Genomic DNA, 26,127 nt, shown 5'->3' on the forward strand with positions numbered 1-26,127 from the left:
GACCATCCCTCTGCCTTAGGGATGAGCCGGTGTTTTCCCGAAAAACTGCGGCAAGTATTCTTTGTTGGCCTCCAGCATCTCATCCAGCATCTTGATGGCTACTTCGACCGACGGCACAAGCGGGTGATGGGCCAGCGCTTGGATCGCCAGCCCGCGGTCACCGGTTACCGCGGCGTCGATGGCGAGCTGCTCATAGGTTTTGACGGCCTGGATCAGGCCGACGGCCATCCGCGGGATGCGCGTCACAGGCAGCGGGAGCGGCCCGTTGTTCGTTACGACGCAGTTGACCTCAATGCTGGCGTCCTCGGGCAGGAACGGCAGTGTCCCGCGGTTGGCCACATTCAGCGTCTGGATGTCATTGGTGCCGTTATAGAGCGACCGCATCAGGTTGACGGCGGCTTCGGAGTAAAAGGCGCCGCCGCGCTGTTCCAGCTGCTTCGGCTTCTCCTTCAGATCCGGGTCGCTGTACAGCTCGAACAGCTCCTCTTCGACCCGCTTCACGACCTCGGCGCGGTTGATGCCCTGATGGAAGGACTCGAGCTGCTCCTCCAGCATCGCGTCCGTCATGTAAAAATATTTTAAATAATAGGAAGGCAGGGCGCGCAGCGACTGCAGGAACTCGGGATTCCATTCGCGGGCCGGCACGTTCGAAGCGCTGTAGCCGGCGGTATCGGCGAGCAGTTCATCGAGTTTGTCTTCGCCTTCGACATCGACGCGGGTGACCCAGTGAAGATGATTCAGACCCACAAACTCAGCGTAGACCCGGTCAGGAGCGACCTGGTATTTGGCGGAAGTTTGCTTGATCAGGCCGATGGGCGCGTTGCATAACCCAATGCTGCGAACGTTGGAATACTTCAGGATGGCTTCGGTGACCATGCCGGCCGGGTTGGTAAAGTTAAGCAGCCAGGCGTTTGGCGCCAGCTCCTCCATATCCCGGCAAATATCGAGCAGGACCGGGATCGTGCGCAGCGCCTTCATCATGCCGCCGGGACCGGTCGTTTCCTGACCGATGACCCCGTACTTGAGCGGAATCGATTCGTCGCGTCCCCGGGCATCCAGCATGCCTACGCGCATTTGGGTGCTGACGAAGTCGGCGCCCTCGATCGCTTTGCGGCGGTCGGTGGTCAGATGCACCTCAATCGGCAGCCCGGATTTCTCGACCATCCGCTTCGCCAGGCTGCCGACGATGTTCAGCTTCCGGAGACCTGGCTCGATATCGACGAGCCACAGCTCGCGGACCGGAAGCTCGCGGTGATGCAGGATAAACCCTTCCACCAGCTCCGGCGTATACGAGGAGCCCCCGCCGATTACAGCTATTTTCAACCCCTGCTTTGAAGTCATGATCCTTCACTCCTATCGGGTAGTTTGGTGAATATGTTCAAAATCGCGGAACAGCCGCATCTGCTCATAGACCTGTTCCGGAATCGTTAGACCGTCCGCCTCCATAGCCGCCCACACGGCGCCGACGACCGGCTCCGTCGCGAGCGTCACGACCGAGGCCGCTGGTGCAACGGCTCGGACGGCCTGCTCAATCGGGCCGCGGATCCATCCGCGGTCACCCCGCGTCAGGAGGCTGCCGGCAAGCACCACATCAAAGGCCTCGTTCTCCATACCGAGCCTGCGGATGACGGCAGCGGCCGATTTGCCGAGCTCCACACCTTGGCGGTTCAAAATTTCCAGCGCCACCGCATCCTGGCCGGCAGCAGCTGCAAACAGCAGACGTGCGGCGTCTACGGGCACGCTGCGCTGGTTGTCGTAGAAATCGTCGAACATCTCGCCGACGGTATCGTAGCCCAGCAGGGACAACAGCAGCTCCGTCAGCTGCGTCGGCTGCTCGCGTCCGTCCCAAGCGCGGATGACGGAGCGGAACACCTCGATGTTCAGGGCTCCGCCTCCGCCAAAATCGCCGTACATGTAATCGAAGCCGCCGCACTGCACATGCTCGCCTTGCGGATTCCGGCCGGCGGCATTGGTGCCTGTGCCGCAGATGAGGGCGACCCCGTACGGCCGCTTCGTCCCGGCCCGGAGGCCGATGACGGTATCACAGTCGACCGAATAATCCGTGAAGCCCATATTTCGGATCATGGGATGCAGGATCCGGTAGTCCGGCTCACGGTCGGCTCCCGCCAGGCCGAAGAAGGTGTGGCGGATGTCCGCAAGCTGCAGCCCGGCGTCGGCGATGGCACCGAAAGCGGCGCTCCGGATGCTCTCGGCGGCCACGGCGGCGTCAATCTGGTGATTCCCGTTGCCGCTCTGGCCTTTGCCGAGCACTTGCCCCTGCTCGTCGGTGAGCAGGGCATAAGTTTTGGTGCCTCCCCCGTCGATTCCCAAATAGTAAGCCAATAGTCGTCACTCCTATATGATCAATTCATGCTTTTGCTGTACATGATGATCCGGAGCCGGGTAACTAAAGTCAGGCTCGACGCCCAGGAACGGACGACTCCCGGACGATGAGCTCCGGATCGATTTTTAAGTTGGCTCCGCGCTTCATCGTACCGTCGATCCGCTTCAGCAGCATGTCGGCTGCGGCGATGCCGATCCGGTCTGCCGGCTGGCGTACCGTCGTCAGATACGGATGAAGCTGGGAGGATATGGTCTGGTCGTCATAGCCAACGACGGCTACCTGGCCGGGCACCTGAACGCCCGCTTCCATCAGCGCGTTCACCACGCCGAGGGCGATATTGTCGTCGCCGGCGAAGACCGCTTGCGGAAGCTGCCCTTCCTTCAGCCACCGTACGGCCGTTTCGTAGCCGAACCGGATTTCAAAGTCTCCGTTTACGATTTCAAAGGGGGCAAGCCCCCGTTCTGACAGCGCCTGCATAAATCCGTCGCGTCTCTCCCGGGTGCTTCGGAACATCTCCTGTCCGCACAAATGGGCGATGGACGTATATCCGTTATCGAGCAGATGGCTTGCTGCCGCATAGCCGCCCTTGAAGTTGTCGATCGTCACCGAGAAATTGTCGTTTTCAGGCTTCTGATTGTCGATCAGTACGTATGGAATGCCGCGTTTTTTCAATTCCACGATATAGTTGTCTTCTTCCATGGGGGAGAGCAGAATGAGCCCGTCCACCCGGTCCTCCTGAATCAGGTAATGGCTCTCGTCCGAACCGATGCCCGTCGATACCGAAATGGCCAGGTAGTAGCCGTGAAGCGCTAACACTTCGTTCAGCTCTTTGACAACGGCATCGAAGAAGGAATCCTGCAGGGTCGTTACAATAAGGCCGATGATGCCGGTTTTTCCGCGGGCAAGGCTCCGGGCGGCGGCGTTCGGGTGGTATCCCAGCTCTTTGATCGCATCGAGCACTTTCTGCCGGTTTTTTTCCCGGACGGTTTCGGCTCCGTTCAACACACGGGATACCGTTACAACGGACAGTCCTGATTTTTTGGCAACGTCAAAAATACTTACTTTCATCTCTCATTTCTCCTTGGGCAGATTTTTCCGAACCTATAAACTTATCCCTAGTATACATGGACGGAAGTCTGTCCGCGAAGCATGGGATGGCATAAACCGGATACCGCCCCGCAGAGGACGGCATCCGATCGCCGATACGCCGTAAAAAGGTATACCGAATTGAATTGAATCGAATATCTACATTATAAAATGATGGCCCACTCCACCGAGGAGGACATTTTTATGATGGAAGGGGAAATTTCTCTATTTATGTTCCACAAACTTTCCGTTTACCGCTTGATGATCTCCTGCAGCTTCTTCTGAATCGTCGGCATGACTTCTTCCACCGTCTTATGCCCGCTTTCGATCGGCTGCATCTCGTTAATGAACATGTCGTTGATTTGCGAGTAGTTCGTGATCAGGTGGTTATAGGACTCGAAACCGTATTTAATGGCGCCTTCGTATACGTTCTTAATATCCTGCGGGTCGACGCCCTCAAAATGTTGGTAATAAGCTTCTGCTGCCTGCGTGTTGACCGGCGGGTTGCCTCCGCTGAGCTCGATGGATTTCTCCTGCACGTCGGCGGTGACCAGATACTTGATCCATTCAAAAGCTTCCTTCGGATGCTTGGAACCTTTCAGGATCATGAGCGGATCGACGTACAGCGTGCTGCGCACCTTGTCGTTGCCGCCCCAAGGCACAGCCGCTACGCCCACTTTGAACGGAAAATCGTTGGCCCCAGCCAGGTTCCACGAACCGCCGACGGACATGCCGATTTTGCCGGCGACGAAGGGATCACCGTTCTGACCGGCGACGCTCTTGCTCCACTCGGTCGTCGGGGAGACCTTCTCTTTGAAAATCAAACCGAACAGCTTGTTATACGCCGCCATCACTTCCGGCGAATCGAAATGGGTAGCGGATGGAACGCCGCCGTTGGTCCAGGTGTCTTCCGAATAAGGCTCGGCCCCGAAGTAGAGAGGGCGGTTATCGCGCTCAGCCCAGGTAAAGTCCACGCCGTACTGGGTTTTGGCGATGTCGTCCGAAATAACGGTCAGCTTCTTGGCGTCTTCGACCATTTTGTCGAACGTCCAGCTCTTGTCCTCATAATCGCTTGGCGGATAAGGCACCTTCGCCGCGTCGAACATATCCTTGTTGTAGAGCATCAGCGTGACATACATATTGACCGGAATGCCGTAAGTGCGGTCCTTTACCTTGTAGATGCTCATCAGGTTGTCCGGAATGCCGTAATCTCCGGCCTTGAAGCCGTCCTCCTGGATGATGTCCGTCAGATCCAGCAGCATATCCTTGTTGTAGTATTCCGCAAATCCACCGTAGCCGTAATGGCTTGTGACGTCCGGGGACTTGCCGCCGGCGATCAGCGTCTGCAGCTTGCTGTCAAACTGCTCGTAAGGCGCTTTTTCGACCTTGACCTTAATATTCGGGTGCTTTGCTTCAAAGTCGGGAATCAGCTTCTCGACGAACGTGCGGTCCTCCGAGTCGATCGTGTAGTGGGTAATCGTCACTGTGCCGCCTTTATCGCCCCCTGCGGAGCTCTCGCCTCCGGAAACCACATCGCCCGCCGATTTGCCGCCGCTGCAGCCGGACAGCGCGGCGGCAACCAGCATTAGCGTCGTCAGAAGAAGGGCAAAACCTGATCTTTTCCTGTTCTTGTTCATGAAACGATACCTCCATTGCCTTCATGTAATGGGTGCTGCTGCTGTCTGAACTTGTTGAAGTAAAAGCCGGCTTGCTAGTCCTGTGGGGAAGGTGCTTGCTGCATGCCGGCTTCGACGGCGCCCCGGTGGGGCTTGAGGATGACTGCCGGGACGACGGGGCTTCCGATAGATCCGTGCCATTACTTGATCCCGGTGAGCACGATGCCCTCGACGAACCGCTTCTGGGCTATTGCGAACAGCGTCACGATCGGCAGCATGGCCAGCACGGAGGCGACCATCAGCAGGTGCCACGGCGGAATCCGGAAGCGGGATGACGTTAGGGATGCCATACCGACCGGCAGCGTGAATTTCTCGGTGGAGCTCAGGTACAGCACCGGCGTCAGCAGATCGTTCCAGCTGTAGATGAAAGCGAAGATCGCTACGGTGGCGAGCGCCGGTCCCGAAAGCGGGAGGGCGATTTGACGCCACATGCGAAACTCGCTGCAGCCATCGATGCGCCCGGCGTCGAACAGCTCTTCAGGGAGCGTCGAGAAGAATTGGCGCAGCAGGAAGATGTTGTACGCTGAGCCGAAGAACGCCGGGACGATCAGCGGCAGGAACGTGTCGATCCAGTTCAGCTTCGAGAAGAGGATAAACTGGGGAATCATGATGGCCGGGTAGGGCAGCATCATCGTGCTCAGCATGAGCAGGAACCACGTGTTGCTCCCCTTGCCGCGGTATCTGGCAAAGCCGTAGGCCGCGAGCGCTGAGGAGAGCAGCGTTCCGATCACGGTAAGAACGCCGATAATCAGGCTGTTCATGTACATCGTGCCGAAGGAGAGTGTATCGAAAATCTCCTTGTAATTGCTCCACTGCCAGCTTTCCGGCAGAAAGGTCGGCGGAAACTTCAGCATTTCCTTCTTCGACTTCAGCGATGTCGATACCATGAAGAACAGGGGCAGCAGCATCAGAAAGGTGGTAACGACCAGCGCGATAAAGCTGACAATGCCTACGGGGTCAGTGCTGCGCCGCCGCTTGGGGACGGCGTTGTCCGCGTGCGGGCCGGCGGCAGGAAGGGTACTCATCTAGCGTTTGCCTCCTTCGTAGTGAACGTATCGGTTCGACAGCTTCATCACGAGCGCGGTAAAAAGCATGACGACGACGAGCAGCACCCAGGCCAAGGCGGAGGAATAGCCGGCGCGGTACTCTTTAAAGGCGCTGGTGTACAGGTTGTAGACGTAGAACCAGGTAGAGTAGTTCGGGCCGCCCTGGGTCATGACAAAAGCCTGGGTAAACACCTGGAAGGAATCGATCATGCCCATAATCAGCTGGAACAGCAGAACAGGCGAGATCATCGGCAGGGTGACATGGAGAAAAACTTTGAAGCGTCCCGCCCCATCCAGCTTGGCGGCTTCCACGAGGCTCGCCGGAACGCCCTGCAGTCCCGCCAGAAAGAGGATCATGCCCGAGCCCGCCGTCCAGAAGGACATAATCATCAAGGCGTATAGAGCCGTGTCCGGGTTCATGAGCCAGGCCGGACCTTTGATGCCGAACCAGGAGAGCATGTAGTTGAAAAGCCCGATCTGCGGGTTGAAAATCCAGTACCAGAGCAGCGACATCGCCACGCCGGATACCATGCTCGGGAAATACATCGCGGTCCGGAAAAATCCGCGCAGCGGGATCTTCTGGTTCAGCAGCAGGGCGAATCCAAGGGCCAGCAGCAGCTGGATCGGCACGCTGATAAGCGTATACCTCAGCGTCACGGTGACGGATTTCCAGAACAGATCATTGCCGAACATCTCCGCATAATTGGCCAGGCCGATAAACTGGGGCGGGTGAATGATGTCGTAGTCCGTGAAGCTGTAATAAAGCGAGGACAAGATGGGATACAGGGCAAAAACCAGAAAGCCGATGAGCCAGGGGGAAATAAACAGATACATGTACAGCGTCTGCCGCCTGCTTTCGCGATGGGTCACGGGTGCATCAACCTTTCTCACAAAGTTTATAAAAGTTTAAACGCTTTAACTTACGGGACAAATTAACCCCCAAATATTTATCTATAATAGCGGGATATAATTTTAAAAGTTAAAGTGCTTTAACTTTTATCTCCTGCCTGTTGCCATTATCATAGTGGATGGTCTGCAAATAATCAATACTAAATTTCAGGATTGTAAGCGTTACCTGTCATAAAAGATTACATTCGACATGGAAATCTTCATGGTTTCAAGCGAAAAATCGGGTTTATGTCGGTTAGCGATGTGATTTTCGGATTGAGAAAAGACATGTTTCACTTTATTAGCCCTGCCCAAGACCACAGTCTCCACTGTTGCGCAATAAAGTGTTATGAAATATAACATTAATATAACGGGAACATGGGCAGCCTTTACATGATCCTGGCGGGGTACGAGGAATCGGAGCTGTGCCGATGTTTTGGGCAGATTCCTATAGTCGTTTATAATAATGACAAGGTTTGTCACCGACCCTATTTGTTTTCGATGGTGTGTACCGCCAAATCCAGTAACGGGAGTGCCGACATGTCCAAATCCAAAAGACTGCTCGACCTGATGATGACGATTAACCGGATGCGCCGTTTTAAAGTCAAGGAGCTGGCCGACGAATTCGGGGTGTCCACCCGGACGATCCTAAGGGACCTGCAGGAGCTGAGCGAGCTCGGCGTCCCTTTATATTCGGAAGTGGGGCCGCATGGCGGCTACCAAGTACTGAAGGAACGGATCCTGCCCCCGATCGCCTTTACGGAGGAAGAGGCGGTGGCGATTTTTTTCGCGGTGCACGGTCTCCGGCATTATGTGCATATCCCGTTTGAGACGGAGAGCTCGTCCGCGCTTCAGAAATTTTACCACTACATGCCCGGGGATGTGCGCGACCGGATCGACCGGATGAAGAACCGGGTCGACTTTATTACCCCGTCCAGACGGGCGGGTGCACCCCATTTGTCCGTGCTGCTGGACGGGGCCGTGAACCAGAGGGTGCTGCGCATCGTTTACGAATCCCGCGGCAGCAGCTCGGTTCGGCAGATCCAGCCGATCGGCATCTATGCCAGCCAGGGACTGTGGTACTGCCCGGCGTACTGCTTCCAGCGGAAGGACTTCCGCCTGTTCCGCTGCGACCGGATTACGGATGCCGCCGAGGATACAACCGGCCTTGAAGCGGCCGACCTCAGCCATGTGCATCTTGGGAATCGGAAGTCATTTCACGGGGAGGACTCGGCGGAGCTTCGCTGCTATGTGGAGCTGACCCCGGAAGGCGTGGAACGGTGCGAGGGAGAATTGTGGCTGGAGTCCAAGCTGCATATCCGCGAGGATGGGACCGGCTGGGTGGACGGGATGATTCCGGAGCATGACCTTTCGTTTTACGCCCAATTTTTTATCGGCTTGGGAACGAATGCGACTGTGAAAGAGCCTCAGGCACTGGTCGGTCTGATCCGCGAAAAACTCGCTGAGCTGCTGTCCCGGTACGAATAATGGTCATTTTTGGGGAAGTAAGGGCTTACCAAAAAAAGAATATTAAATTTTCAGTATTTTTCTGTTAAATGTCATGTATTTTCATGAAAACTGTGCTAACATACCTTTGTTTCAAAGAATACGTTTGAAAGAAAGGTGAATTCTGACTCATGACCGCAACTGTTCAAGAGCCTTCTGCACGGTCAGAAAAACGGCTCAGTCTTGTCCGCCTCACCTGGCCTATATTTCTCGAATTGTTCCTGTTCATGCTGATGGGCAGTGTCGATACATTGATGCTCAGTTCGGTTTCCGACAATGCCGTCTCCGGCGTCGGCGCCGCCAACCAAATTATATCCATCGCCATCCTCGTGCTGGAGGTGATCGGCAGCGGGGCGGCGATCGTGGTTGCCCAGTACCTGGGCTCCAAAAAGCTCAGCGACGCGGCGCAGGTGACCGGAAATGCAATCACGCTGAACCTGGCCGTGGGGGTGCTCCTAAGCGTTATTTTTCTCGCCTTCGGCGGAATGATGCTGCGCCTGCTTAACGTCACTGGGGAAATTTACGGGTACGCCGAGTCCTACATCCACATCGTCGGAGGCGGCATTTTCCTGCAGGCGCTCATTAACGCCCTTGCCGCAACGATCCGGACCCACGGGTTCACCAAAGAAACGATGGTCGTGTCGCTTCTGATGAACATCATTCACGTGGCAGGGAACTACGCGCTGATCTTCGGGCATTTCGGCCTTCCGGCGCTGGGCGTACAGGGGGCGGCGATCTCGACGGTATTCAGCCGCCTGGTCTGCCTGCTGATCTTCTTCTGGCTGCTGTACCGGGTCATGGAAGTGCACGTGGAATGGCGTTATTACATCCGTCTGTCGAAGAAATTTGTGCTTAAAATTTTGAATGTCGGCATTCCGTCGGCTCTGGAAAGCATCGTATACCAAATGTGCCAGCTGACCTTCACGCTGTACGTCACCTACCTTGGGGCAGAAGCGATGGCCACCCGGCAGTATGCCGTGAACATCTCGATGTACATCTATTTGTTCAGCATGGCGATCGGCATGGGCACGGCCATTATGGTCGGCCATTACGTCGGTGAAAGACGCAACCAGGACGCCTACACCCGGGTGTTCCAGAGCGTGAAGTGGGCGCTGGCCGCGACAATCGTCATCGACTTGATCATTATTCTGTTCCGCGTTCCGCTGATGGGCTTGTTTACGGACGATGCACTCATTATCAAAATGGGGGCGCAGGTCATCCTGCTCAGCATCGTGCTTGAGACCGGCCGCACCGTCAACATCGTCATCATCAACTCGCTGCGCGCTTCGGGGGATGCCAGGTTCCCTGTGTACATGGGGCTATTGTCTATGGTATGCATGTCTCTGCCGCTGGGATACTTCCTCATATTCAAGCTTCACATGGGCCTTGCCGGCGTGTGGCTCGCCATTGCCGCGGACGAATGGGCCCGTGCCGTCATCATGTATTTCCGCTGGCGGAGCCGGGCGTGGGAGAAGCATGCGCTGATCGAACCGCAGGACGGACCGGAGGCCGTGCCGGCAACAGTGCCGACAACCGGTTAACCGGGAGGTTAAGGAAGCTGGATATAACGGGAGATCGGCGCAGGCAGGTTGCGCGCTCCCGGTAATCGCGATATAATGTACCTGATGCAGTTACAGCTGAGTGACTGCTTTTCTTTTGACTCTTACTGTGATGGAAAAAGTATCAGTTTACCAACCAATGAACATCACCCGAAAAGGAGAGGTTTGCATATGAAAATCGAAGTATGGTCGGACTTTGCCTGTCCGTTCTGCTATATCGGCAAGCGCCGTTTTGAGGCTGCCCTCGAGCCGTTCGCACACAAGGATGAAGTCGAGGTTGTGTTCCGCAGCTTCGAGCTGGACCCGGGCGCACCGAAAGACAACGATAAGGACATTCACAGCATCCTGGCCTCCAAGTACGGCATGAGCTGGGAGCAGGCCAAGGCGGCCAACGACAATATGACCGAGCAGGCCAAGACGGTGGGGCTCACGTACAATTTCGATACGCTGGTCCCGACCAATACGTTTGATGCGCATCGTCTGACGCAGTGGGCCGGGGAGTTCGGCAAGAAGTATGAGATGACGGAACGGCTGTTCAAGGCGTACTTCACCGATTCGGAACATTTGGGAGACCGTGCGGTATTGGCGCGCCTGGCCGGCGAAATCGGGCTGGACGCCTCTGCGGCAGCCTCCATGCTGGAGAGCGATGCTTACACGAACGATGTCCGCAAGGACGAGGGAGATGCGGGACGACTCGGCATCAACGGGGTACCGTTCTTCGTCATCAACCAGAAATACGGCATTTCCGGCGCCCAGCCGACACAGGTGTTTGCCGAAGCGCTGGACAATATCTGGAAAGAGGAGCATCCGCTGACGCTGCTGGGGAACAGTGCTGACGGGGATGACCTCTCCTGCACGGACGGCTCCTGCCAGGTGCCGACGGATAAAAAGGCGTAAACACTGCGTTTGCCGCAAGTCGCCCGAAATTGAATAAAGGCTGTTAGCTGAAGAAAGGCTGCCTACAACCGGGCTTGCGAGCAATCCGGGAGGCAGCCTTTTTGGCTGTATATTTTATTAAGGATTTTTTACATGAGGATACGGTTAGACCGGTTAATAGACCGTTTTGGTCAGCTGCTTGAACAGCTGGAAGCCGATCTCGTCCACATGCCGTTTCTGCTGCCTCATCATGGACAGCATTTTCATCGCAAAGCTGCCGTTGTTGGACAGCACGACGACCGCCGTGTTTTTTTCCATGTGAAAGCCCAGGAAGCTGCTTGAGCCGTACGTACCGCCGTTATGCCAGTGAATCCGGTCGTGGTAGATGCCGGTTTTGACCATCCATCCGAGGCTGACATCCTCGCCGCGGCGTACCCGGTGGCGGGGTTTCTGCCCGTCGCGAAGCGCGGCCGTGATTGGGGCGGAGCCCATGCCGACGTTCGCTTTGGCAAATTGGAGCAGATCATGCGCCGTGGAACGCAAGCCTCCCGCGCCGGCGAGAACGCCCAGATCCCAATGGGGAACCGGCTTGCCGTTGGCCGTATACACCGGGAGGAGACGGGATTGCTGCTCATCGTTCAGTTCAAAGAGCGTGTCCTCCATAAATAACGGTCCGCAGATCTCTTCCCGCATAAGCTGTTCCAGACTCCGGCCGGTGCAGCGGCTCAAGATAAGCCCAAGTAGGCCTACGCCCAAATTGGAATACTCGAAGCTTCCGCTCGACGAAGGTCTGGTTTTCAGCAGGTCCTGCAGCAGATGCTGCTCGGTGTAGTTTTGGTACGGGTTCAGTTTGTCGGTGACGGTCTGCTTGAGACCGGCCGGCAGCCGTGGAAGTCCGGAGGTATGCGTGGCGAGCTGTTCCAGCGTGATGGCGCCGACTTTGGCGTTAGAGGCGATTTCAGGTATGTATTGGCCTACGGTATCCTTGAGCTGCAGTTTGCCCTGACGCTGCAGGATACACAGAAGTGAGGTCGTAAAAACTTTCGTTACGGATGCGATTTCATAGATGGCTGATGCGTAATCGAAGCCCGGAGGTTGTCCCCAGCCGGTGTAAAAATGGTCCCCGTTCTCCAAAATGCCGATGGTGACGCTCAGCGGGTTTCTTTCCCCGTAATGCTCCTGCACCAGGTAGTTGGCTTCTTCAATGATTTCATGGTCAGGAATGATCATGCGCTTATGGCACCTCCTATCTTAATTAGACGCCATGACCCCCTTACAGGTTTCGCTAGAAGGTTTACCAATTAGAGGATTACCCCTTTTTAGCGTGCGTGACGCGCAAATTCTAGAATCAAACGGCGGTTTTTATCGAAAAAATGCAGAAAATCTCCAAAAAACTAACATTTTTGGCTGGACTGACCGATATGAGAGGTAGGGTCTTTTTTTGTTTCTACTCAAAATTAGGGAATTGGAGGGAATTTACATTGCGAATCAGATTAAAAAGGGTACTGGTCATGTCCCTGGTTATGGTGCTGTGCATGGCCTATGCCGGAACGACCTGGGCCGCCACGGCGGATTTGACCAAGCTGGTTTTGTCCAAAAATGAGCTTACCCTTGAAATCGGCGATACGGCGAAAGTAACCGCGACGGGTGTATATTCGGATAATTCAACGGCAGATTTGACGGTAAAGGCGAGCTGGAGCAGCTCGAACAACGTAGTTGCCACCATATATAACGGTACCGTAACCGCTAAGAGCGAAGGTACGACAACGGTAACAGCCGTATTCGGGGACGTATCCGAATCGGTGTCGGTGACTGTAACGAAGAAGGTCAAGGCGCTTACGAAAGATGTGCAGAGCCTGGATTTGAAGCTGGGGGACAAGCCCCAGATCAAGCTGACCGCAACCTATACAGACAACAATACGGAGGAAGTTTCCGGCAAAGCGGACTGGTCAACGGATAACGCCAGCGTGGCGACGGTCGTGAACGGAACGGTGACGCCGGTGGGTCCGGGTACGGCTACGCTGACGGCGGTGTACGGCAAGCAGACCGTAACGATTCCGGTGAGCGTAGAAGTGGTGAAGCGGCTCGATGCGGACCCTGCGCAGGTGTCCATGCTGCTGAGCGAGAAGACACCGGTGCAAGTGACGCTGAAAGCGACTTATCCGGATGGCACAACCAAGGATAATGTTGCGGCCGACGCTGAATGGACGTCGAGCAACGAAGGCGTGGCGGACGTCATCAAGGGGCAGATTACTCCTTACGGTCCGGGAACCGCGACGATTACGGCGAAGTACGGTACGAAAACGGCAACGATTCAGGTCGATGTCGACAAGACGATCCGCCTGAAAGCGGACAAGCAGGATATTTTCCTTCATGCAGGGGACTCCACCACACAGCCGATCAAGGTTGAAACGGTGTATCCGGACAAGGATCCGGTGGATATTACTGGAGACGCTGTATGGTCTTCCAGCGACGAGAAGGTCGCTTATGTAAACAAAGGCGTTATCACGGCCATCGCGCCGGGTGCAGTGATCATTACCGCCAAATACGGGGACAAGAGCGTGGCCATTAATGTCGACGTTGACGTGCCGCGCCACCTCGATCTGGTCGAGAAGGTTGCACTGAGCCTGACAGGTGAGAAGACGAAGCAGCTGGACCTGATCGCTACCTATGCGAATGGGGAAACCGAGAAGGTTCAGAGCAAAGCCGTGTGGAAATCCAGCAATGAGGACGTCGTTTTTGTCAGCGGCGGGAATTTGACGGCTTTCAAAAAAGGGGAATCCAAAGTCAGCGCCACCTATGGCGGAGTGACGGTAACGACATCGGTAGCAGTCGACATGCCGCTCAGCATCTCGCTGCCGGTGAAGAAGCTGTCCCTGAAGGTAGACGCCACCTACCAGGCGAGCATCGTGCTGGATTACGGTGCGGACCGTCCGGCCGAGACGATCTCGTCCAAGGACAAGGTGGAATGGAGCACAAACAAAAAGGAAATTGCCGACATCGATGAAAATGGACTCATCACGGGCGTGGCGACAGGCACCGCGACGATTACGGCCAAGTACGAAGGCAAATCGTACACGATGGCTGTGGAAGTCGGATTGGTCAGCGACCTGAAAGCGTCGGATACGATCGTGATCATGTCCGCCGGTGACAAGAAGCAGCTGACCTTGACCGCGAAGGATGCGACGGGTACGGTGGTGGACGTGACCAAGGAAGCGTCCTGGAAGTCGAGCAGCTCCACGGTTGCCGGGGTAGACAATAATGGCCTGGTATCCGGTCTGAAGAGCGGGAAAGCCAACATTACCGCTGAGTACGGCGGACAGAAAGTAACGATCCCGGTGGAAGTCGACGTCATCTCCGCCATTGAGGCGAGCGAGACCGCAGTATCGCTGAAGACGGTAGGCAAAGCCAAGGATAAAACGGCCACCGTCAAGCTGGAAGTGACGTTCAGCGACGGCAGCACCAAGGATGTGACATCCAAGGCGGAATGGAAAACCGGAAACTATAAAGTAGCGTCGGTTAACGACGGTGTCATTACCGCTGCTGCTTACGGCAAAACGACTGTGACGGCCAAGTACGGTAACAAGACGGTCCGGATTCCGGTCGAAGTGGATACGCTGAAATATTTGCAGACTGACAAGGTGAGCGTGACGCTGAACGTCGGCGACAAGCTGACGCTGGCGGCCACGGCGACCTACATGGACGGAACCGATGTGGACGTCTCCAAGCCGGCCCTTTGGAAGTCTTCCAAAATTTTGACGGCGACGGTGAAGGACGGCCAGATCACGGCTAACGGCAAAGGCAAAGCGACGATCACGGTCAGCTTCGGCGGCAAATCGACCAAGGTGGTCGTGACGGTGCAATAGACATAATCGGATCAAAGCGATCCGAATATGAAGAATCACCCATAGTCCATGTGACTGTGGGTGATTCTTTTTTGCTTGCGCAAGCTGCAGGAGCAATGGCGAGTGGGAAGCACGATCAGCGTGACAGATGCTCGGCCAGATAGCGGCCTGTATATGAGGCCTGAACGGCCGCCACATCTTCCGGCGTACCCTGCGCGACCAACTGCCCTCCGGCATCCCCGCCTTCGGGTCCGAAATCGGCGATCCAGTCGGACGCGGCGATCAGATCGAGATGGTGCTCGATCACCATGACCGTGTTGCCGGCGTCCACGAGCCGGTTCAACAGACGGCACAGATGCCGGACATCACTGGGATGAAGCCCGGTCGTGGGCTCATCCAGCAAGTACAAGGTATGCCCTCTGGCTTTTTTGCCAAGCTCCTTCGCCAGCTTGATCCGCTGGGCTTCTCCGCCAGACAGCGTCGTCGTGGGCTGCCCCAGCTGCAGGTAGCCGAGCCCCACTTCACCCAGCAGGTTCAGCATGTCGGTTATTACCGGCTCCTCAAAGAGGGCGGCATTCTCAAAGACGGTCAGGTTCAGAATGTCCGAAATGCTAAATCCCTTGTACTGAACAGCAAGCACATTCTCTTTGAACCGTTTTCCCAGGCAAACGGGGCAGCGTACCTCCACATCCGGCAGAAAGTGCATATCCAGCTGCAGGGTGCCCATGCCGCGGCATTTCTCGCACCGGCCGCCCGGCGTGTTAAAGGAGAAGTGCTTGGGACTCAGCCGTTGTTTCCGGGCCTCGGGCAGCTCCGCGAATAAGCTGCGGATCGGGGTAAACAGGTCGGTGTAGGTCGCGATATTGGATCGCGAAATCTTCCCGACCGGGGCTTGGTCAACGGCGATGACCTTGTCGATAAGCTCCAGGCCGGTGATGCGTCCGTATTGGCCTGGCATATCGCCGGACAAACGAAGATGGGATTTTGCCGCAGGTTCGAGGATATCGAAGAGAAGGGTGGATTTGCCCGAACCTGAAACTCCCGTCACTGTAATCAGGCATCCGAGCGGAAAGCTGACGGTCAGCTGCTTCAGGTTATGGGCGGAAGCCTGCTCGATCGTAAGCTTGCTGCCGCTGCCCGCTCTCCGTGTAACCGGAGGGTGGGCGATGTCCACCTCCCGCAGATACCGCCCGGTAGCGGATCCGGGGATTGCTTTCAACTGTTCGAGCGTTCCGGTGCCGACGACGGTCCCGCCTTCTTTTCCGGATCCGGGGCCAATCTCGATCAGATGGTCCGCGGCCTTCATTACCTCAGTGTCATGTTCGATGACCAGCACGGTATTTCCCAAATCGCGGAGCCGCTTCAGCACCCGGATCAGCTTGTGGGTATCCCGCGGATGGAGACCGGCCGTTGGCTCGTCCAGTACGTACAATACGCCGGTGAGGCCCGATCCGAGCAGCGAAGCGAGCCGGAGCCGCTGGGCTTCCCCGCCGGACAACGTGCTCGCCTTCCGGTCCAGCGACAAATATTCGAGCCCGACGTCGATCAGCCGCTGGATGCGGTCCGCCAATCCGTTGAAAATAGGCTCCCATACAGCCAGGCTTTCGCCTGGAAGCTCCTGTTTCAACTGCTTGAGCCAGGCATAGAGCGGGAGAAGGGTGTAAGAAGCCGCCTCGATGATAGTCGTACCCCTAATGGTAACGAGCCGGCCCTCTCTCCCCAATCGCGATCCCTGGCAATCGGGGCAGATCTGCTTCATAAAATACGGGTCCAATTTTTTAGAGCCCGATTCTTCCGGGTCTCCGTCATGTTCCCTGTACTTGCGCAGCAAATGGGTGATCAAGCCTTCAAAATTGCCCTTCCCCACGGTTTTGGGGGGCTTAACGCCGGGGAAGTGGCGCTGGAACTGCTCACTGGCTGCGCCGTAGAGCAGCATGTCGCGTGCGATCGCGCCATAATCGCGGATGGGCAGGTGCGGCTCGTACGGGAAACCGTAATGTTTAGATGCCGCTGACAGCACGTCCGCATAGTATTCGCGAACCCAGCCGTCCCAGAGCGTTACGCCTCCTTCCAAGATACTGCGGTCTTCCTGCAAAAGCCGGTCCACGGCAATATCGGTCACGATGCCGATTCCTGTGCAGGTCGCGCAGGCTCCTTCAGGCTTGTTGAAGGAGAAATGGGCCATCGTCAGCTTCGGGATTGAGGCATGGCAGTGCGGGCAGGGCATATGCTTGGGCTCTTCAATCGCATCTTCCGATGGTTCAAGAACTTCTTCGGACACCGCTGGACTGTCTTCGAAGACGGGGTGAATGCTTTGACCGCAAGCTGGACATACCCGCACGCCGAGCTTGGCGTACAGCACGCGCAGGTACGTATAGATCTCCGTAACGGTCCCGACGGTGGACCGGGGGTTCCTGTTGGTCACATGCTGGCTGACGCTGATGGAAGGGGACAGGCCGCGGATGGAATCCACCCGTGGTTTGCTGATGAAATCCGTCACCATCCCCATGGACTCCATGTACTGCCGTTGGCATTCCTTTTGCAGCGTATCCATCGCGAGCGACGATTTGCCCGACCCGGACAAGCCCGTCAGCACGACCAGCCTGCGTTTGGGAATGCGGAGCGAAATATTCTTCAGATTATGCTCCCGGGCCCCTTCGATTTCGATATATTCATCCACGAATCCATCCCTCTCTTTCGTTTTGCTATACGGTACACTGGATGGTTTTAGAATAATTCATATATACGACAAAATATGACGTAATTGGAGGGATGGCATAGTAAAAAAGGCCTCACGCCGAAGCGGAAGCCTTTTAATGTTCACGGACGTTCTTAAAATTGGTCTTTGGCCGTCGAATCTACTCCAGCCGTTCCACGTCTACGACCGGTACGTTCACAGGCTCGACGGTTTGATCGCCGTCCGGGTACATCTCCTCGGACTCGTTATAGGTTCCGATGACGGTCACGCTGCCCTCGGTGAATTGGAAATTGCCCCTCAGTTTGATATACGACCCTTCCATTTCCGCGAGCGCCTCGCCCTGGCCGCTTTGGACGATATAGATCGTAAAGCGAACCTTCTCGCCAAGATGCGACGGCAGGTCGGTCGCTACGATATCCGTAAAGTCCTGCTGGAAGCCCGTAAACTCATAGGCGTCGCCGCGCCGCTCATATATCGCCTCCGGTGCCGTGCCTCCGGCAGCGTCCATCCCGCCGGTCACGCTGTCTCCGCCAATCTCCGGATTCGTCACCAGGAGCGACTTGTCCGATTGAACGCTATAGCCGTCCGCGCTGAATTGGAACAGCTGGACCATGCCGTTCTCCCGGACTTCATAAGCGGCATACAGCGCCTTCCGGGTCGTTGAGTCCGCTTCGACGAGAATGACCGGCGTGCTGCCCGTGCTGAGCGACGGTTCGATGGAGACTTTCCGGATGGCAGCTCCCTGCGGGAAATCGTGGCTGCTGTAACCTTGCACCGTCTCATCGCTGTTCATCCGGGTGAAATAGACGGTGTTGCTGCCGTCCGCCCCGATGGCATAGGCTTTGCCGCCGAAGCGATCCGCTCCTCCGCTGACGAAGTCGTAGGAGGGGGAGGGATCGGCGCTCTGCAGCAGGCGGACCGGATCGTGAACTGTCCAGGCCAGCTGGGCCGCCTTGATCTTGTCTTCCGTATCCTCGTAGCCGGATAAGGCTTGGTAAATCGCGATCGCCTCTTCATACTTATGGTTCTTCACTTTGCGGTCTGCGCCCTTCAGCCAGGTGCCGATTTGCCGGGTGATGTAATCCTGGACGGCGGACTGCTTCATGCCGGCGCCGGCCATGTAGGCGGTGTACATCTTGGCGTGGGCGGCAAAGTTTGCCGCCTGCTCTCCCTGCACGTCCTTTGTGAGCAGGGTGCGGGTGAGGGAGTCGGCCTTTTCCTTTACCCAATTCGCCTTAAAGCTGCGGCTCTTGTATTCGGCCATCATGGACAGCGACCAGTCCAGCATGTTCTGATACTGCCCGGCACCCGCCATGCGGGCCATCAGAGCCTCGTCATACGATTGAAATTTTCCGCTTAACTGCTTGCTTTTGGCTTCCGCACCGCCGTAAAATTCCGCCGGAATGGCCAGCAGATTCCATTTAAAGGCGTTGTCGTTAACGTTCCCCTGGGCCAGCTGATCCTTCGCCTGCTGGTAAAAGAGGGATTGGAACTGCTTGAAATCCTTGGTCAGATCCTCCGAAATGCCGTACATCGCGGAGATCTTCGGATAGTAGGCGGCAAGCGGCTGGCTCGCAGCCATATACTCCTTCTTGGCGGCAACCAAGTCGGCGTATACATTCATAAGCCCGTCAAAATCCCGGTTTCTGGCAGCAGTTTCCGCGCGTTGATCCAAACGGGACAGCGACTGCCTCATGGAGGTGATCGGCTCAAGCTCTTTCAGCCGGGAGGCGACCAAATCTTCCTTATAGCGTATGGACCGGTTTGCGGCGGCTTTTTGGTACCATTCCTCTGCATTGATCAGATCTTTACGGTCGTAGTACTGACCCGCTGTGGCGACCCAATCGATCTTCCGGTTCATGTCATAACCCTTGACTCCGATCAGGACCAAAGCTGCGGCGCAGAGCAAAATATACAAATTACGCAGGGTTAGCGCGTTTTTCATCGTCATATCTTTATGGCCTCTTTATTCCCATTTTTGAAAATCCGGGTCCCAGCGGTACTTTTCATTATAAATGGCGGATACCTCGTCGCGTAAGCCGTCCCAGGACTGGTCCGGATTGCGCCGCACGATCTGGTACAGGCGCAAAAACCGCTCCCGCGGCAGACCGCGCGCGTAGCGCCGGATGAAATCAGGATACATATCCACGTACTTCTTCATCCGTACAGCGGCGCCGGCCGCAGCCGTCATAATGCTGGCACCCTGCTTCATTTGCAGGATGTAACGCTCATGAATGAGCAGATAACGAATGGCGCTGGCCTTGATCAGCTCGCGTTTAACCTTGGCGATTTCGCCGATATAAGCGGCCAGATCGGAATCGAAGTCCTCGATCAGCAGCGGCTCCAGCTCGAGATCCATATCTTTGCGCAGCACGAACGACTGGAGCAGCACGATTTGCTGCAGCCGGATCCGGTCGTTATGCACGATGGTGGCAATCTCCCGCAGAATCTCGTACCCGATCTGCTCGTCATCCTTAATGGCGGCCGAGGCGGTCGACAGATTCAAATAGATGCCTTCCAGGATCAGGCGCTGGCTGCCGTGGAGCAGCTTGTCCAGCTGGCGGCGCGTCTCGGACGGCAGCATGCGCCGCTGGAGCAGCCACAGCAGCACCGTCAGCAGGAGGCCCCCGCCCAGGCAGACGGCAATCTGCAGGAATGTCTGGCTTAGCAGCACGGCCACCAGCGTCAGCAGAAGGGCGGCCAGCCTTTCCGTCTGCATCGACCGCTTGGCGTTAATCGCCGCCTGGTCCATGACTGGGATCAGCGCGTGACGGCCGCAGTTGGCGCAAGTGTCTTCCCACAGGACGGTAAAATGATGGCAATGTTTGCAAACTCTTAACTTTTGATAGGCATATCTCGTTCTATAATAAGGGCGCAGACGTACTGGCTTCTTCTTAACCATGGCGGTCTCCCGGGTTGGCAATGGTGAGCAGCGTTTCGTCCAGCTCTTCCGGAAGCGGCGCGGTCTTCTGGCGTCTGAAATAATTGACGGATTTGATCAAAACAAAAAGAAACAAAACGGCGAGACATCCGTAAGCAATCATATCAATATTCCTTTCTATCGGATGGATAATTATGCAAGTTGTTAGTTAGGTCCTAATGCCTACAATCCGCGGAGCTCCTGTAAACATTGAACTTTGGCAGGTATAATTATATCATAATGTTATAGATTGGGATATTTTAGCGCTCGGCATGGAAGTTTCTACTGAATATGGAATGAAACTAGAAACGTCACTTCACGTTTTTTTATCGTTTCTTAAGGAATATTTAAGACTTTTTGCCTAGAGTTAATAATGGCACTCTTACGGCTTGGAAAGGTCGAATTTTGCGGAATACTGGCCTCGAATATTGGAAACCGAAGACTAATGTTGTGAAGGAGAAACGCTATGCATTTAAAAAATAAATGGACGCTGTGCCTGCTGGCCGGGGTGCTGCTGCTTGTGTCATGGTGCGGCTTCCTGCCGGCGGTATCGGCTGCCGGGCAGCCGTCATCCCAGATTGACGCTGTACTGGTGATGGATGCCAGTAATTCGATGAAGGCTAGCGATCCCAACCGGATCAGCGGCGAGGCGATGAAGATGTTCATCGACATGCTGTCCGCCCAGGGGGACAAGGTCGGAATCGTCTCCTATACGGACAAGATCCAGCGGGAGAAGGCGCTGCTTGAAATCCAGTCTGCGGCGGACAAGGAAGATCTGAAGCAGTTCATCGACCAGCTTGACCGCGGCGCCTATACCGACATTTCGGTCGGCGTGGATGAAGCGGTGAAGGTGCTGAAACAGGGCATGGACAAGAGCCACGAGCCGATGATCGTCGTCCTGGCGGACGGCAACAATGAGCTTGACCCGAAATCGGGCAAGACGGAGCAGCAGGCCGACCAGCAGCTGAGTGCCGCCGTGCAGGAGGCGAAGCAGGCAGGCATCCCGATCTATACGATCGGGCTGAACGCCGACGGCAAGCTGAACAAGGCTGCCCTGGCGGATCTGGCCAGCCAGACCGGGGCCAAATCATTCTCCACCAGCTCGGCGGATGATTTGCCGCAAATTTTGAGCGAAATTTTCGCCAGCCACCAGAAGCTGAAGATCGTTCCGGTGCAGTCGATCACCGCGAACGGCAGCTATCAGGAAGTGACCATCAGCGTTCCGAATGCGAACGTGCTGGAAGCGAACATTTCGATGATGTCCGGAAGCCCGGTTGACGTGAAATTAACCGATCCTGCCGGGACGGCTCAGACCATTCCTTCGGCGAACGTGCTGAGCTCCAAGTCGAAGACGTACTCCCTGATCAAGCTGCTGAAGCCTAAGCAGGGCGACTGGAAGCTCCAGGTGAAGGGCGTTCCGAAGGACAAAATCGACATCAATCTCGTCTTTAACTATGATTTGGACCTGACGATGGATCCGCTGCCGTCCAAATCGGTGAAGCCGGGTGACACGATAGAGATCAAGTCGTATCTGGTCAGCAGCGGCCAGAAGCTTCAGGATCAGGCGCTGTATGGCAGCATGGCCGCCAAGCTTCTGGTGAAGGACCTCGATACGGGCAAGACCGAGGAAGTTAAGCTGACGAACCAAGGAGACCATTTCGAGGGTTCTTATAAAATTACCGACAAGCACCAGTACGAACTGAAGGTGCGTGCGGAAGACCAAAGCTTCTACCGCGAAACCCAGCCGGTTACCGTCAGCGCCAAGCCGGCGGCTGCGGGCACGGGGGCCGGGACGGCAGCTTCAGGAGCGTCCAAGGATAAACCGTTCCCTACGATGCTCGTCGTGATCGGGGTTATTGCCCTTTTGATCATCGCGGCCGCGGCGTATTTCATTTTAAATGCCGTGAAGAAGGCGAATCGGGGCTTTGTCGGGCAGATGGTCATCGAGATCCGCGACGAGAATACCGGGGAGAAGACGTACCCGCAATATAAGAAGCTGACCTCATTCCGGGGCAAGTTCAACCTGCACCAGCTGCTGCAGCTGGCGCCGGAATTGAAGGAAACCGACAAAATCATGTTTACGCCGGGCAAGAACGACCGCCTGGTGCTGAAAAATGCCTCACCTTGCACGATTGAGCGGTCCGGCCGTGTGCTGGATGCTTCTGCCGGCGTGGAGCTGAAGAGCGGTGACCGCCTGAGCGTGTCACTGCAGCAGATCGACAAAACGATACAATTTGAATATTTGGTGTAACGGGTTATTCATATCCGTGCACCTTTTCCAGGAGGGGAATCTATGAAACCGGTCGTTAGAGAACATATACAGCAGCTGGACGTGTCGCTGGGAGGCGGTATCGTCAGCGAAAAAATCCGGGTGGACACGATTGACAACCCGATTCTGATCATCGGCCTCGGAGGCACCGGCATTGATGCGCTGCTGCGTCTGAAATACCAGATCAACCGGCGCTTTAAGCTGCCTGAAGATCCGCTCTCCAAGAAGAAAATGGACAAGCCGGACAACGTCGAGTTCCTGGCTTTTGAAACGAACGAGCAGGACCGGAACAAGCGCTACAAAGGCGTGGGTCTCGATCCGATCAACGAATTCGTGCTGCTGTCGAACGCCGAGATCGGCGGACTGCTGCAGAACCGCAGCATTTTGGAGCCGTACATTACGGACTGGCTGTCGCCCGAGCTCAGCATCACCGACGGCATGAACGGCGCGGCGGGCGTCCGCCAGGCGGGACGCTTGCTGCTCTTCACGAAGATCAACCAGGTCGTGCAGGCCATCGACAAGAAGATCAAGACGCTGTCCGTAGGCACCAACAAGAAGCTGATGGTGTTCCTGCTGACCGGCCTCTCCGGCGGTACCGGAAGCGGCTGCTTCCTGGACATCGCCTATATCGTCCGCGGCATTATCGAGCGCGACCATGGCTCCGCCGGGATCGACCGGGTCAACACGCTCGGTTATCTGTTCACGCCGGATATCAACCTGGCGAACAAGAGCCTTAGCGAACATACGCGTGAGTACATCAAGAAGAACGGCTATGCAGCCCTCAAAGAGCTCGACTACTGGATGAACGTTGATGCGCGCGGGGAGCGGTTCAAACAGCAGTACGGCAACATTCTCACGGTCAACTCGCCGCTGCCGCCGTTTAACCTGTGCCATCTGATTTCGGCGACCAACACGGAAGGCAAGCTGTTGGAAAATGCCTATGATTACTGCATGAACGTCACCGCCGAGAACATTACGAACTTCATGGCGAGCGAGGAAAAGCAATCGGGCGAAGAATTCGCCATTCACGACTATATCAGCAACATCCGCACGAATATCGCCCAAATGAACAAGGCGTATCCGGCCAACTACGATTACAACATCATCGGCGCCTCGTCGGCCGTGCTTCCGATTGAGGAAATGACGACGTTCCTGGCGTACCGCCTGTTCGGCAAAATGGAGACGATGTTCGAAAAAGCGCCGAATCAGGAAGACGTGGAGAAGTTCGCCCGCAAGCTTGGCGTCGATCTCGACACGATGGTGAAGACGTTTGAATCGCGCGTGCCGGAGCCGCTGCCCGGCTACCAGAACAGCGAGCGCTTGAGCTACACGAACGTTGTTAAAAATCAGGTCATCAACATGGACACCGAGCTGGAACAAAATTTCCTGGCGCGGGCCCGTGAGGAATATATCAAGGCGAAGAAGCAGCTGCCAGGCGAAATCGTGGCGCAGTTCAGCGACCAGATCCGCCGCATGTTCCTGCACCCGCAGCAAGGGCCGTTCTACGTGTCCCGCCTGATCTACACAGAGAAGGGGTTCAGCCTGCTCAAAATGCTGCTCTCCTATATTGAGACGCTGCGCGAGAACCTGACCCGCATTCCGCGGGATATCGAGGTGGCCCGGGAGCAGGCGGATGAGCGTCTGGGCGATGCAAAGAGCGCCTTCGTATCCAAAGAAAAGAAGAAAAACGTCTACATCGAGGCCAAAATCAACGAATACTGGCTGATGGCGGACGTAGAGCGTACCGAGCAGATGATCGAGTTCTACGAGGATCTGTATGATCTGCTGAACAAGGAAAACAACCGTATTTATAACGTATATACCGATATTTTGAACGCGCTGAACTCCATTTTCGCCAAAAACGGAGACATTCTCCTGAACGGGGAGGAGCAGCAGGATCACAAGGGCAACAAAACTTACTACTGGAATCTGGTCAGCGTGCCCGACATCTCGAAGGTCATTAACCGCATGATGGAGCAGAAGGATGTTGACGATCTGATCCGCGACTTTGCGAAGGAGCTGCTGGACCATTCCAATCGCTGGATTCGCGAGCAGGAGATCGACGTGGTCGGCTCCATTTCGGAGTTTCTGACTGACAAGTTCGGCGACCTCATTACCCGCTCGATGGAAGACTTCCTGATCATGAAGTTCGGCCAGGAGGAGTCGATCGAGAAGTTTGTGGAGCGGAACATCGCCAGCAAGCTGGACGAAGAGGCCGTGCCGGTCTTCCACTTGAGCAACAGCGCAGGCAATCTGTACTTCCCGTCCTGGGGCTTTGTCTCCGTGCCGGTGCAGGCGCCGAGCATCCTGAAGGGGATCCGCAATTATCAGAACAATTCGGTGGGCAAATCGCATTTTACCGTCAAAGAGAGCGAAGTGAAGAACCGGATCTTCTGGCTGAATACGAAAAATGGCGTGCCGCTGTTTGTGTATACGCCGCTTAAGGTGTACGAAGAAAGCTACGAACGCACGATTCTGGACAAAGAAGGCATCGGCCGCCACCTGGTGCAGACCGATCGTGTGAACTGGACGTACCTGCCTTCGCCGATTCCGGAAAAATCGTGGGGCGAGACCTACGTAAACCCGCGGGTGCAGAGTTATAACGCCCGTGTCCGCACCGAATTCGACCAGGCGCTGCAGCTGAAGGTGGTTCAGCTGAAGGATGCCGACCAGAACACCAGCAACCGCTACGCGGTGGTGTTTACGAAGCCGTTTGACGTGGAGTCTGCGCTGCGCGCGTACGACATGCAGCTGAATGCCGCCAAGCCGAATCTTGGCGAAGTGAAGCGAGCACTGACCGAGCTGAAGCGTTACTTGAGCGAGGGATTGGAGCGGGAAGGATCGAAGGATATCTTCGGCTCGATCAATGAGGAGCTGGCCAAGGAGAACCTGATCCGTTCGCCGGAGCTCATCGCCCGGGTACGGGCCGAATTGGCCAAATATACAGCCATTGCCGCTAAGGCTGCCGAGCTGGAAGACATCATCAGCCAGCATCAGGATGAGGAGAAATGGCTGGACCAGTTTATCGAAGCGATGTACACCGGCACGATCTGCAAGAAGGGCGCCTTGTACGTCTACGACCGCGACCCGGAAGAAGAAGCGTGGCAGCCGTTTGCCAATCTGCTGAAAAGCGTCAATTACGTCGAATACGAAGTGTTTAAGCATTTCCGCGGGCTGGATGAGAAAAGCCGCAGCACCCTGCTGCGCAAATCGTCCCGCCGGGATGCCGAGCTGACCGCTTCGGAGGATATCACCCCGCTGCTCACCAAGCTGGAGGAGCTGTCGGCGACCTTCCTGGAAGCCCGCGACCGTCTCGAATACGAGAAGGTGGAGCTGGCGGACGGGGAAGACCGCTATCAGTTCTACAGACAGATTTCTTCCAAGCTGAACGATATCCGCAGAAGGCTGAAGTAA

General features: G+C 56.0%; 17 protein-coding genes. 6 read left to right on the forward strand and 11 right to left on the reverse strand.

What is annotated here, in order from left to right:
• Positions 1-15: 15 nt before the first annotated feature.
• The 6 genes from K2F33_RS08295 to K2F33_RS08320 all read right to left on the reverse strand — a co-directional run bounded on the left by K2F33_RS08295 (position 16) and on the right by K2F33_RS08320 (position 7,022).
• A complete protein-coding gene (locus K2F33_RS08295) occupies positions 16-1,341 on the reverse strand; it encodes a 6-phospho-beta-glucosidase (protein WP_076173018.1) in 1,326 nt (441 codons plus the stop codon).
• 12 nt (positions 1,342-1,353) lie between these two features.
• Positions 1,354-2,343, reverse strand: coding sequence for an N-acetylglucosamine kinase (locus K2F33_RS08300; RefSeq protein WP_212984912.1), 990 nt, complete (start codon positions 2,341-2,343; stop codon positions 1,354-1,356).
• Between the two features lie 70 nt (positions 2,344-2,413).
• A complete protein-coding gene (locus K2F33_RS08305; RefSeq protein ID WP_076173016.1) occupies positions 2,414-3,412 on the reverse strand; it encodes a LacI family DNA-binding transcriptional regulator in 999 nt (332 codons plus the stop codon).
• Between the two features lie 269 nt (positions 3,413-3,681).
• Complete coding sequence (locus K2F33_RS08310) at positions 3,682-5,067, reverse strand: ABC transporter substrate-binding protein (RefSeq protein WP_076173015.1); 1,386 nt, start codon at positions 5,065-5,067, stop codon at positions 3,682-3,684.
• 179 nt (positions 5,068-5,246) lie between these two features.
• Positions 5,247-6,131: a carbohydrate ABC transporter permease gene (locus tag K2F33_RS08315; protein WP_263881407.1), complete on the reverse strand. Its 885-nt coding sequence runs from the start codon at positions 6,129-6,131 to the stop codon at positions 5,247-5,249.
• A complete protein-coding gene (locus K2F33_RS08320; RefSeq protein ID WP_240913327.1) occupies positions 6,132-7,022 on the reverse strand; it encodes a carbohydrate ABC transporter permease in 891 nt (296 codons plus the stop codon).
• Positions 7,023-7,580: 558 nt separating this feature from the next.
• On the opposite strand from K2F33_RS08320, the gene K2F33_RS08325 reads away from it, so the two are divergent.
• From K2F33_RS08325 to K2F33_RS08335, 3 genes are all read left to right on the forward strand, one after another.
• Positions 7,581-8,528, forward strand: coding sequence for a helix-turn-helix transcriptional regulator (locus K2F33_RS08325; protein WP_263881408.1), 948 nt, complete (start codon positions 7,581-7,583; stop codon positions 8,526-8,528).
• A 149-nt stretch (positions 8,529-8,677) separates the two neighbouring features.
• Complete coding sequence (locus K2F33_RS08330) at positions 8,678-10,087, forward strand: MATE family efflux transporter (protein WP_263881409.1); 1,410 nt, start codon at positions 8,678-8,680, stop codon at positions 10,085-10,087.
• 189 nt (positions 10,088-10,276) lie between these two features.
• Entirely contained in the window at positions 10,277-11,002 is a 726-nt protein-coding gene (locus K2F33_RS08335) for a DsbA family oxidoreductase (RefSeq protein WP_089549267.1), read from the forward strand.
• A 153-nt stretch (positions 11,003-11,155) separates the two neighbouring features.
• On the opposite strand, the gene K2F33_RS08340 is transcribed toward K2F33_RS08335, so the two are convergent.
• Positions 11,156-12,211 (reverse strand): serine hydrolase domain-containing protein, encoded by a 1,056-nt coding sequence (locus tag K2F33_RS08340; protein WP_263881410.1) that lies wholly within the window; start codon positions 12,209-12,211, stop codon positions 11,156-11,158.
• A gap of 251 nt (positions 12,212-12,462) precedes the next feature.
• Between K2F33_RS08340 and K2F33_RS08345 the strand changes: the two genes are divergently transcribed.
• Entirely contained in the window at positions 12,463-14,847 is a 2,385-nt protein-coding gene (locus K2F33_RS08345; RefSeq protein WP_263881411.1) for an Ig-like domain-containing protein, read from the forward strand.
• Between the two features lie 115 nt (positions 14,848-14,962).
• Here K2F33_RS08345 and uvrA read toward each other — a convergent pair whose 3' ends face one another.
• The 4 genes from uvrA to K2F33_RS08365 all read right to left on the reverse strand — a co-directional run bounded on the left by uvrA (position 14,963) and on the right by K2F33_RS08365 (position 20,568).
• Positions 14,963-17,506: an excinuclease ABC subunit UvrA gene (gene uvrA, locus K2F33_RS08350; RefSeq protein ID WP_263881412.1), complete on the reverse strand. Its 2,544-nt coding sequence runs from the start codon at positions 17,504-17,506 to the stop codon at positions 14,963-14,965.
• Between the two features lie 178 nt (positions 17,507-17,684).
• Positions 17,685-19,475, reverse strand: a complete 1,791-nt coding sequence (locus K2F33_RS08355; protein WP_263881413.1) for a hypothetical protein — start codon at positions 19,473-19,475, stop codon at positions 17,685-17,687.
• A 15-nt stretch (positions 19,476-19,490) separates the two neighbouring features.
• Entirely contained in the window at positions 19,491-20,426 is a 936-nt protein-coding gene (locus K2F33_RS08360) for a hypothetical protein (protein WP_263881414.1), read from the reverse strand.
• Entirely contained in the window at positions 20,419-20,568 is a 150-nt protein-coding gene (locus K2F33_RS08365) for a hypothetical protein (protein WP_163880163.1), read from the reverse strand. The genes K2F33_RS08360 and K2F33_RS08365 overlap by 8 nt, the downstream gene beginning before the upstream one ends.
• Positions 20,569-20,910: 342 nt before the next feature.
• Between K2F33_RS08365 and K2F33_RS08370 the strand changes: the two genes are divergently transcribed.
• Positions 20,911-22,695: a vWA domain-containing protein gene (locus K2F33_RS08370; RefSeq protein WP_076173004.1), complete on the forward strand. Its 1,785-nt coding sequence runs from the start codon at positions 20,911-20,913 to the stop codon at positions 22,693-22,695.
• Between the two features lie 42 nt (positions 22,696-22,737).
• The gene (locus K2F33_RS08375) at positions 22,738-26,127 is read left to right on the forward strand and encodes a tubulin-like doman-containing protein (protein WP_263881415.1); all 3,390 of its coding nucleotides are present in this window, start codon (positions 22,738-22,740) and stop codon (positions 26,125-26,127) included.

The organism is Paenibacillus sp. PSB04 (assembly GCF_025809195.1).
Classification (GTDB): domain Bacteria; phylum Bacillota; class Bacilli; order Paenibacillales; family Paenibacillaceae; genus Paenibacillus_AQ; species Paenibacillus_AQ favisporus.

Coding starts and splice junctions, on each gene's coding strand:
- K2F33_RS08365 (WP_163880163.1), bottom strand. CDS start 20,568: ATGATTGCTTACGGATGTCTCGCCGTTTTGTTTCTTTTTGTTTTGATC.
- K2F33_RS08330 (WP_263881409.1), top strand. CDS start 8,678: ATGACCGCAACTGTTCAAGAGCCTTCTGCACGGTCAGAAAAACGGCTC.
- K2F33_RS08340 (WP_263881410.1), bottom strand. CDS start 12,211: ATGATCATTCCTGACCATGAAATCATTGAAGAAGCCAACTACCTGGTG.
- K2F33_RS08315 (WP_263881407.1), bottom strand. CDS start 6,131: ATGAGTACCCTTCCTGCCGCCGGCCCGCACGCGGACAACGCCGTCCCC.
- K2F33_RS08360 (WP_263881414.1), bottom strand. CDS start 20,426: ATGGTTAAGAAGAAGCCAGTACGTCTGCGCCCTTATTATAGAACGAGA.
- K2F33_RS08370 (WP_076173004.1), top strand. CDS start 20,911: ATGCATTTAAAAAATAAATGGACGCTGTGCCTGCTGGCCGGGGTGCTG.
- K2F33_RS08325 (WP_263881408.1), top strand. CDS start 7,581: ATGTCCAAATCCAAAAGACTGCTCGACCTGATGATGACGATTAACCGG.
- K2F33_RS08355 (WP_263881413.1), bottom strand. CDS start 19,475: ATGACGATGAAAAACGCGCTAACCCTGCGTAATTTGTATATTTTGCTC.
- K2F33_RS08295 (WP_076173018.1), bottom strand. CDS start 1,341: ATGACTTCAAAGCAGGGGTTGAAAATAGCTGTAATCGGCGGGGGCTCC.
- K2F33_RS08305 (WP_076173016.1), bottom strand. CDS start 3,412: ATGAAAGTAAGTATTTTTGACGTTGCCAAAAAATCAGGACTGTCCGTT.
- K2F33_RS08375 (WP_263881415.1), top strand. CDS start 22,738: ATGAAACCGGTCGTTAGAGAACATATACAGCAGCTGGACGTGTCGCTG.
- K2F33_RS08335 (WP_089549267.1), top strand. CDS start 10,277: ATGAAAATCGAAGTATGGTCGGACTTTGCCTGTCCGTTCTGCTATATC.
- K2F33_RS08310 (WP_076173015.1), bottom strand. CDS start 5,067: ATGAACAAGAACAGGAAAAGATCAGGTTTTGCCCTTCTTCTGACGACG.